Annotated in this window: 6 protein-coding genes; 4 read left to right on the forward strand and 2 right to left on the reverse strand. The window is 29.6% G+C overall.

What is annotated here, in order from left to right; translation table 11 throughout:
- The first annotated feature begins 478 nt into the window (after nucleotides 1–478).
- The gene (locus HMPREF3186_RS04855) at nucleotides 479–823 is read left to right on the forward strand and encodes a type II toxin-antitoxin system PemK/MazF family toxin (RefSeq protein ID WP_060914178.1); all 345 of its coding nucleotides are present in this window, start codon (nucleotides 479–481) and stop codon (nucleotides 821–823) included.
- A 669-nt stretch (nucleotides 824–1492) separates the two neighbouring features.
- Nucleotides 1493–2893: an MATE family efflux transporter gene (locus tag HMPREF3186_RS04860; protein WP_156438967.1), complete on the forward strand. Its 1401-nt coding sequence runs from the start codon at nucleotides 1493–1495 to the stop codon at nucleotides 2891–2893.
- Between the two features lie 144 nt (nucleotides 2894–3037).
- Here HMPREF3186_RS04860 and HMPREF3186_RS04865 read toward each other — a convergent pair whose 3' ends face one another.
- Together HMPREF3186_RS04865 and HMPREF3186_RS04870 are read right to left on the reverse strand one after the other, a co-directional pair.
- The gene (locus HMPREF3186_RS04865) at nucleotides 3038–3370 is read right to left on the reverse strand and encodes a type II toxin-antitoxin system RelE/ParE family toxin (protein ID WP_060914180.1); all 333 of its coding nucleotides are present in this window, start codon (nucleotides 3368–3370) and stop codon (nucleotides 3038–3040) included.
- A complete protein-coding gene (locus tag HMPREF3186_RS04870; RefSeq protein WP_060914181.1) occupies nucleotides 3360–3638 on the reverse strand; it encodes a type II toxin-antitoxin system RelB/DinJ family antitoxin in 279 nt (92 codons plus the stop codon). Before HMPREF3186_RS04870 ends, HMPREF3186_RS04865 begins: the two co-directional genes overlap by 11 nt.
- 480 nt (nucleotides 3639–4118) lie before the next feature.
- On the opposite strand from HMPREF3186_RS04870, the gene HMPREF3186_RS04875 reads away from it, so the two are divergent.
- On the forward strand, nucleotides 4119–6950 hold the full coding sequence (locus HMPREF3186_RS04875) for an SEC10/PgrA surface exclusion domain-containing protein (protein ID WP_060914182.1): 2832 nt from the start codon (nucleotides 4119–4121) through the stop codon (nucleotides 6948–6950).
- A gap of 92 nt (nucleotides 6951–7042) precedes the next feature.
- On the forward strand, nucleotides 7043–9393 hold a 2351-nt coding region (locus HMPREF3186_RS04880), incomplete at its 3' end, for a G5 domain-containing protein (protein WP_060914183.1).

Below are 9393 nucleotides of genomic sequence, written 5' to 3' on the forward strand. Positions count from 1 at the left end.
TTTTTTCATAATATATGGCTCATCGAAAGATGAGCCTTTCTCCATTTTATAGGTAATTTTTGATTTTGAGTTTGAAATATTTAGATAATAGATATTTTTTTTCATCGGTTAGTCGTAATTCTATCAAGTCCAAAGGATGAAGATAGAATGTACGAATAACACATGCTTCAGAAACTAGAATTTTTAGGACAAAAGGACGAGAAAATTTTTAGTTTCGAATCAGTGAAATATATGGCTCATCGAAAGATGGGCCTTTCTCCATGTTGGTGGTATGGAGTAATAGACATACTATTAAAGGTTTCAAAATTTATAGGTTTCCGACTTGACATGAAGATTATTTTGTAATACTATGAAATTGTATCAAGAGCCTTATTAGTTAAGGAGAGATACTTGAAGAAGAGAAAGCCTTATTAGTTAAGGATACCAAAAGGCATATCTATTTGATGTGCCTAATTTTTCGATATGAGGTAGAATTTTGATGTTTGATGTTTTTGGAGTATATCTTATTGATTTCAAACAAAATATTGGTGGAGAAATTTCTGGGAAGCACTATGCTGTTATTATGAGCAAGATGTCAAAGAAAGATGATACACTTATTGTAGCGTCTATAACAAGTAAGAAAAAAGGCATGAAATATAGGGGTGGAATAACTATAGATTGTACAAAATATCAAAAAAATCCGACATATGAGAAGGCATTTATAAAAATTAGAAAAATAAGAGAAGTTCATAAAAGTAGATTTTTAGGAAGAAAGATTTATGATTTAGAAGAATCAGATACAATAAAATTAAAAGATGCTTTTAAAAGTTATTTTGATTTATAAATTTATGGATAATAATCAGTTCGTTCTTAATTATTTTAAACTATAGAGAGTAACCAAAAAAATTATTTTTTGAGTTACTCCTAATTTTATACTATATCTATTTATTATATTTATTTTTTTAATCTGAGAGAATCTTTTCTCCATCAATAAGGTTATTATTTTCGATATCTTTAATTCCTATCAGTAGTAATTTAGCCTCTAATCGTTCTTTATTTGTCTGGAATTGTAACTTTTTGGAATATGATTAGATGTTTTTTTAAAAATTTTATTTGTAATAGACTTTACGTTGTGTTTTTGCATATTATCACCTCACTATAAGAATATACTATCTTTTTTAGCATTGTCAATATAAGAGATATATTTGAAAAGTTATTCTTTTAGTAAAGTGTTTTCGGAAAATAATTAGTTTTCAATTTTAATTTCATTTTAATTATAGTCTAAGGTTCACGTAAGGTAAGTGGGATATAATATAAACATAACAAAACTTAATAATATTTTTTTTCATCGGTTAGTCGTAATTCTATCAAGTCCAAAGGATGAAGATAGAATGTACGAATAACACATGCTTCAGAAACTAGAATTTTTAGGACAAAAGGACGAGAAAATTTTTAGTTTCGAATCAGTGAAATATATGGCTCATCTTTCGATGAGCCTTTCTCCATTTTCAGAATAGTTTTCAGGTTTTTTCTTGAAACTTTATTTCAAAGTGCTATAATATTATTTATGAAAAAAACATCAGTAAATTTATTAGAAGGTCCGATTTTACGGGCGATGATTGCTTTTGCGATACCGATTATGATAGCAAATATTTTTCAGCAACTCTATAATACGGTAGATATTATGATTGTTGGTAGATTCCTTGGAGAAGAATCCCTTGCTGCTGTTGGAGCTACTGCTGCGATATTTGAACTTGTAGTTGGTTTTGCATTAGGTATAGGAAATGGTATGGGTATAGTTATTGCTCGTCATTACGGTGCAGGAAATTATGAAAAGTTAAAGAGTGCTGTAGCTGCCACATTTGTAATAGGAGGGGTATTGAGTATTGTGATTGCCGTATTAGGTAATTTTACTTTATATCCGTTACTGAAATTACTAGGGACACCAAGTAATATTATTGATCAATCTTATGAGTATAGTTATCTTATAGTAGTATTTGTAGGTGTTACTCTTGCGTATAATTTGTGTGCGGGATTACTTCGAGCAGTAGGAGATAGTAAGGCTGCATTATATTTTTTAATTTTTTCAGCAATTATTAACACTGTATTAGATATATATTTCATAGCATACTTACATATGGGTGTACGTTCGGCTGGAGTTGCAACAATTATCTCACAGGGTATTTCTGCAGTATTATGTTTTAACTATATTCGTAGAAAAACACCATTTCTAATTCCAACAAAAAAACATTTTACATGGAATAAAAAACTTTATTCTGATTTATTTAGCCAAGGTTTGGCAATGGGACTTATGTTTTCTGTTGTTTCAATTGGTACAGTAATCTTACAAACATCTATTAATGCCTTAGGTCCAGTAATTATCAGTGCTCAGACAAGTGCTAGAAGAATAATGATGTTCGTACTGCTCCCAGTAGGATCTATGAGTGCGACCATAACGACTTTTACATCGCAAAACTTTGGAGCAAGACAATATAGTCGAATAGTTGAAGGATTACGTAAGGGTGCGCTTGTTACGATAATTTGGTCAGTTTTCATCTGTATTATGCTATTTTTCGCAAGTCCATATTTAAATGAACTTATCACGGGAAGTAACGATGAAGAACTAATTTACCAAGCTTCGCTATATCTTAAGATTAGTTCTGCATTTTATCCATTTTTAGCGATACTTTTAGTATTGAGAAATGCTCTGCAAGGATTAGGGCAAAAGATGATGCCACTAGTTTCAAGTATTATAGAAATGCTAGGGAAAATATTATTTGTAATATTTATTATTCCAAGTGCAGGATATTTAGGAGTAATATTTGTAGAACCTATTCTATGGGTTGTAATGGCAGTTCAATTGTATTATGCATTTAGGAAAGAACCAGTTATTCGTTCGTTGAAGAAAATCTAAGATTAAGAAGACTTAAAGAGTTAAACAATAAATAAAATTAAAGATTGTTTAACTGGAAGTACTATATAAACTAAAAAAAGAGTAATAGCGACTCTAAAATTTTGATTTCAAGAGAAATCTTAGTTTTGGAGTCGCTATTTATTGTTATTGATTTATATTCATTGTTTTAAAAAATTTATCTGCATCTTGTTCGCTATGAGAAAATCTAATTATTATAATTCTTTTATTTACAGAATCTACTGAATAATATAGAATATATTGCATTATCAGAGCTTTTCTTATAGCTATGTTGTTAATATATTTATTTTGAATTAGTTTATAGCTACAAGGGAATAGACATATATTCTCCATAGTTAGTCGAAGTTCTTCTAAAAAGTTTCTTACAGCTGTATCGCTTACTAGATTATGTTCAAGGTAAGATAATATATTATCAAGGTCTTTTTCTGCATGCGAAGTAAATTGATATTTATACTCCATATTTTTTTTCTAAATTCGAAAGAACTTTTTCTCCATCAATAAGATTATTATTTTTTATATCTTCAATACCTTCTAATAATAATTTAGCTTCTGATAATTCTTTATCAGCTGTTAATTTTAAATCAAATGGAATACCATTTGCTCTGATAGTAGCACGTAAAAATAAGTTAACGGCTGTTGTCATACTTAATCCCAATTCCGAATATATTTTATCGGCATTTTCTTTTACAATTTTATCTGTACTTATATTTAAATTTGTTGTTGGCATATTATCACCTCTTTTCTTGATTATAACATTTCTTCGTTTATTGTCAATACAAACACCGAAAAATGAGAAGTTAAATTGAGAATAATTTTAAGTAATCTAATATATGTAAATGTAAATCTTAATATATCAAAAAAATCAAAGGGAGTGACTTTTCGTAGAAATTGATTTTTGTCGAATCATCCTCGCACAGTTTATTAGATATCTAAAAAACTTTCATAAAAAGTGAATTTAGATATTAATAAACTACTGCATCTATGAGTTATCATATACATTTTTTTAAAAAATTTAGGACTTTTGGCTCCTCCCCTTTTTCTGTAAATTTTAGAAGTTAAATATTTTTCTTAAATAATACTTTTATCTTTTATGTAAATAATGTTGATTTTTTTTTTTTTTTTTTTGATAAAATGGTCAAAAGAAGTGATTAAACTAACATAAATTTCAAAAAATTATCACTAAAATTTTATAGGAGAAGATATAATTATGAAGCAAAAACAAAGATTTTCTTTAAGAAAAAATAAAATCGGAACAGCATCGGTATTATTAGGTTTAACGATAGTAGGAGCTAGTTACACTGGATCACAAGTTCAAGCGGCGGATGTCCCTGTGGAAACAAGTGTTAAACAAGATAAAACATACACTGTTTCTGATGAACAAGTATTAGAAGCAAAGAAAAATGTTGATAACAAAAAAATCGAAATTGATAATAAAACTAAAGAAGTAGACGTTAATAAAAATGAAATTGCAACTGCTCAGAATGAAAAAAATGAATTAGAAAAAAAAGTCGATTCTTTAGTAAAAGATATTGACGAAGGAAAAAAAATAACACCAGATGTAATTGAAGGTGTGAAAAATGATATAAAAAAAGCTGAAACAGATAAAGCTACTAAAGAGCAAGAATTTGACCAAGCTCAAAGAGATAAAGTGGCTAAACTAAATGCTAAAAATACTGCAGATGAAAAAGTTAAAGACGCTCAAAAAGCAGCAGATGAAGCAGATAAAGATGTGGATTTTAAGAAAAAAGCATTTGACCCTGGACAAATAGATATAGCGAAAAAGAAATTAACAGAAGCTGAGAAAATCGTTAATGAAAAACAAAAACAAAAAGATAACGCTCAAAAAGAACTAGACGATGGTAAAAAGCACGATCAAGATTTAGCAAATCGTAGAAATGATGCAAATTCTGATTTAAATAGCAAAAAACAAAATAGAGACGAAAAACAACGTCTTTTAGATGAAGCTAAACGTAAACAAAAAGAATCTGACGACGCTCTTAAAAAAGCATTCCCATACCCAACTAAATTCATAGCGACACAAGAATGGTTAGACGCATTTAACAAATTTAGGAGCATTCATAACGAAGAATTTGATTTAGATGCATGGAAAGCCAAAAATCCACGTGATGCGTATAATATACGAGAAGAATATTTTAACCAACAGGACAAAGCTATGGATGATTTCTTTGCTGACAAAAATAGCCGAGAACTTGACATGATTAAAAAATTACAAGTACTTGAAAGCAGCCAACCATCAGCAAATTCTTTAAAATACGGCAATGAAACTGATAATAAAATTACTTATGAAATCAACAACTTACCGCAAGACGTGCTTCTTGAGTTATCTCAATACTTTGCACATCTAGTAAATGACGCACGTTCTCAATTAGGTATTTCAGATAAAATTAAAGTTCACTTAGACGCTATTGAATTCGCTAAAGAAGTCGCTAAATCAGTTGTAGACAACAACGCAACAGTCGATGGTCACTTCGGACGTGGTATCAACGATGCCGCTCGTAAACGTGGATTAGATACATCAGCTGATCCAGGAGTTGATACAGAAAGACAATATTATGAAAATTTAATAGTTTCGAAAAGATCTGACAACACAGTAACACGCTCTGAATTATTTACTTATCTGTATAAATACTTCGATGTCTTTATGCACGAAGGGCAATTAAGTGGGCACTACAACCACGCATTATCACTTATTAGTTCTAAGAATGTAGGGGTTTCATTCTCACATTTACAAGATGGAACATTTAAGCTACACGCGATCTCAATTAATCCAGGATTTGTTAAAAATGATACGAATAATGTAGAATACGAAAAACGTTATGGTGTAGCTACATTACTTGACAATGTTGATTATCCAGACAGAGACGTATTACAAAAAGCATACGACGATGTAATAAAAGACGTTGAAAAAGCTACACAAGAATTAGATAAAGCTACTAAAGGCGTTACTGACGCTCAAAATAAAGTTGATGGGTTAAGTAAAATTAAAGAAAAAACACAAGACGCTCAAAATAAATTTAATAAAGCTGCAAAAGATTTACAAGATGCAGAAAAAGAAAAGCAAAAAGCTGAAGAAAATTTAAGAAATGTAACAGAAGATCAAAATTCTAAACAAAAAGCATTAAATGATGCTTTAAATGTTCAAAAACAAAAACATGATGAATTAAACAAAGCTAAAGCTGATGCAAATAAAGCACAAAAAGAATATGATGATGCTCTAAAAGCTTCTAAAGATAAACACGAAGATCTGAACAAAATTATAGATATAATCCAATCTTTAAATAAAAAGAAAAAAGATATGGAAGATAACGTAGCTAAACTTAAAGAAAATGAAAAAGAACTAGTTAAAGTAAAAGGTCAACTTCAAGATATAGTAACTAAGTTGACAAATCTTTTACAAACTCAAACAAAATTAAACGATCAATTACAAAAATTAATATCTGAATTAAAAGGTTTAGAAAAAGAATATGATCGTTTATTAGAAATCTATACAAATGAACGTAAACAAGAGCCACCTATAGATCCAAAACCTTTTATAAATATTAAAGAAGAAGTAAAAGAAGAAGATGTTAATTATAAAACTATTGAACAAAACGATCCAACATTAGAAGAAGGAAAACGTGTAGTTAAAATAAAAGGTAAAAAAGGTCGTAAATCAATTAAAACAATAACACTATCAGAAAACGGAAAAGTGTTAGATGTAGTAACTCAAGAAACTATGCTTGAAGAAGTAGTAGATGAAGTAGTATTAGTAGGAACTAAGAAACCAGATGATAATTCAGATGGTAATCCAAGGAAAAACCCAGGAGATAAACTAGGAGACAACCTAGGAGATAAACCGGGAGATAAAGCTCCAGGTTCATCAAATAACCAACCTAATTTACAAAGCCCAAGAGTTTATCCAAATGGATTAAAAACTTTACCTAATACAGGTAAAAGTGAAAATGGTATGACAACTGTAGCAGGCTTAGTAGCTTTAGCAGTAGCTGCAAGATTAAGAAAAAAAGCTAAAGGAAACTAAATAGTAAAAATCAATAAGTGTAGGATATGAGATAATAATCTCTATCCTACATTTAAATAAATACGTTATAAAATAGAATTAGGAGAGAAACGTTGAAAAAAGATAATATATATTCTATAAGAAAAACTAAAATTGGAACTTTTTCTGCAAAAATTGCTGTAGTAACATTTCTTGCAATAGCAGGAGGAGAAGCAATATATCAACATAATAATATTACATATGCTGCTGATGTAATCAGTGAAGAGAGGACGATAGAAAGTCCTATTAAATATACTGCTGATGAAACAAAAGATGTTGGTTATAGAGAGTTAAAAACTAAAGGAGAAAATGGTTCTCTTAAACTTATCGAAAAAGATGGTAATAAAATTGCTGAAAGAAAAGAACCTACTGAAAGTGAAGTAGTTTTAGGAACTAAGCCACAAATTGAAAGAAAAATTGAAAAGTCTAAAGTAGAATATGTTGTTGATGATACTAAGGATTTCGGAACAAGAGAAGTAGTTAAAGAAGCTAAAGATGGAGAAACAACTAAAATAACAACATTCAAAGTGGTAACTTCACCAAAATTTGATTTAGGAAAAGATGTAGAAAAAGCGCTTTACTCTAATAACTATGTATATTCTAATGAAAATTTATATTCAAAAGATGAGTCTAAAGAACTTCCAAGTGATAAGATACAAATAAATAAATTATTTGTATCAGTTCCCAAAAATCAGAATATTACAGATAAAATTAGTGCTAGAGAATTAGTGCATAGTGAAAATACAACTTTAAAACTAGTTGATTCTCAACAAAATATTACGATTCTAACACCAGAAATGTTAGATCCAGAGAATAGTGCTTTAAGAAAAGGAGCGCTAGGTAAAGTAACTAGTATCGATGGTTTGAGAGATTATTCATTAGAAAAAGATGAAGATTTTTATAATTTATTACTAACAAATAGCTTTAATTATCTTGTAGAATTTAATACTACAAACCATTTATCAATGATAAATAAAGATAATAAGTTAGAAAAAGAGAATATTAGAAATTATTTTGCCAAGAATATAATCACTGATGGGATGTATGCTGATGTAAAAGCGAATTATTTGAGATTTAAATTAGCCATAAGTAAATTAGGTAAATTAAATGAGTATCAGGAAATGCTGAGCAAAGAAGGAGAGGTAGTATTTCAAAGTATTACTCGACGATTTAATTCTTCTAAAGGAACAAAAGAAAAATTAAATATAAGATATGAAGGAAATATTCCTGATGATATAAAAAAGAAATTTGAAGAAGGAATAGAAAAAATTCCATATGAGTATAGAAAAAATCTTGTTAATTTAATAGTTACAGATAAGGATCTTCCACATGCAGACAAATTAGATAAACCACAAGGATTGGCTAATGGACATAATGAAAGTATAAGGCTTAAATATACTAAAGAGCATAATCAACCTATAACAATGTTGTTTGTTTTATTACATGAAATTGGTCATATAATCGATTATAGTGGAGGTTTTAATCTACCAGAGGTATTAGCATTCGGTCCTTCGGAAGAAATATCTCCAGAAATATATCTTAGAAGAGAAGTACAAGGTTTCCGAAATAGTAAGGAATACGAGGATGTATATAATAAGTATTTTAAAAATGCAAATCCTTATCCAAAATATTTTACAGAAAATAAAGAAGAAGCATTTGCAGAACATTTGGGTAGATATATATTCAAACGTGTATTTGGTAAAGATTATCCAAGATATATCATTGATACTAATTCTCCAGAAAATATAAAGAGAATTTATCCTGAAGATGAAAAATACAAGGATGCATTCTCACCAATGGATAAAGCAGAGTACTATTTTGCAGACTTGTATAACAAACTATTTGAACAACCTGTTGAAGGAAGAGTAGAAATAAACACAATAAAAGAAACTCATGTAGATGTTCAAGACGGGAAAGTAGTTTTAGGGACTAAACCAAAAGAAGAAATTATTCGAGTAGCATACGATACTGAAGAAAGAATAGATAGAACATTACCTAAAGGTGTGAGAAAAGTACTACAAGCTGGTGTAAATGGAGAAATATTAAAAATTACATCATATTTATTAGCAAATAAAGAGACAGGAGAATTAACTGCGCAAGTAAGTGAAAGGGTAATTAAAAATGCTATAAAAGAGATAGTCCTTGTAGGAAGTAAAATAGAGGATACTGAACCAAAACCAGGAGACACACCAGGGAAAAACCCAGGAGATAAACCGGGAGATAAACCAGGGAAAAATCCGGGAGATAATTCTGGAGACAACCCAGGGAAAAACCCAGGGAAAAACCCAGGAGAGAACCCTGGTGGTAACTCAGGAGACAACCCAGGGAAAAACCCAGGGAAAAATCCAGGAGATAACTTAGGAGACAACCTAGGAGATAAACCGGGAGAAAACCCAGGTTCATCAAATAACCAACCTAATTTACA

This window comes from Gemella haemolysans, from assembly GCF_001553035.1.
GTDB lineage: Bacteria > Bacillota > Bacilli > Staphylococcales > Gemellaceae > Gemella > Gemella haemolysans_B.

Bases quoted from the DNA above. Each gene is read 5' to 3' on its own strand.
- HMPREF3186_RS04855 (WP_060914178.1), top strand. From the start codon at position 479: ATGTTTGATGTTTTTGGAGTATATCTTATTGATTTCAAACAAAATATT.
- HMPREF3186_RS04865 (WP_060914180.1), bottom strand. From the start codon at position 3,370: ATGGAGTATAAATATCAATTTACTTCGCATGCAGAAAAAGACCTTGAT.
- HMPREF3186_RS04870 (WP_060914181.1), bottom strand. From the start codon at position 3,638: ATGCCAACAACAAATTTAAATATAAGTACAGATAAAATTGTAAAAGAA.
- HMPREF3186_RS04875 (WP_060914182.1), top strand. From the start codon at position 4,119: ATGAAGCAAAAACAAAGATTTTCTTTAAGAAAAAATAAAATCGGAACA.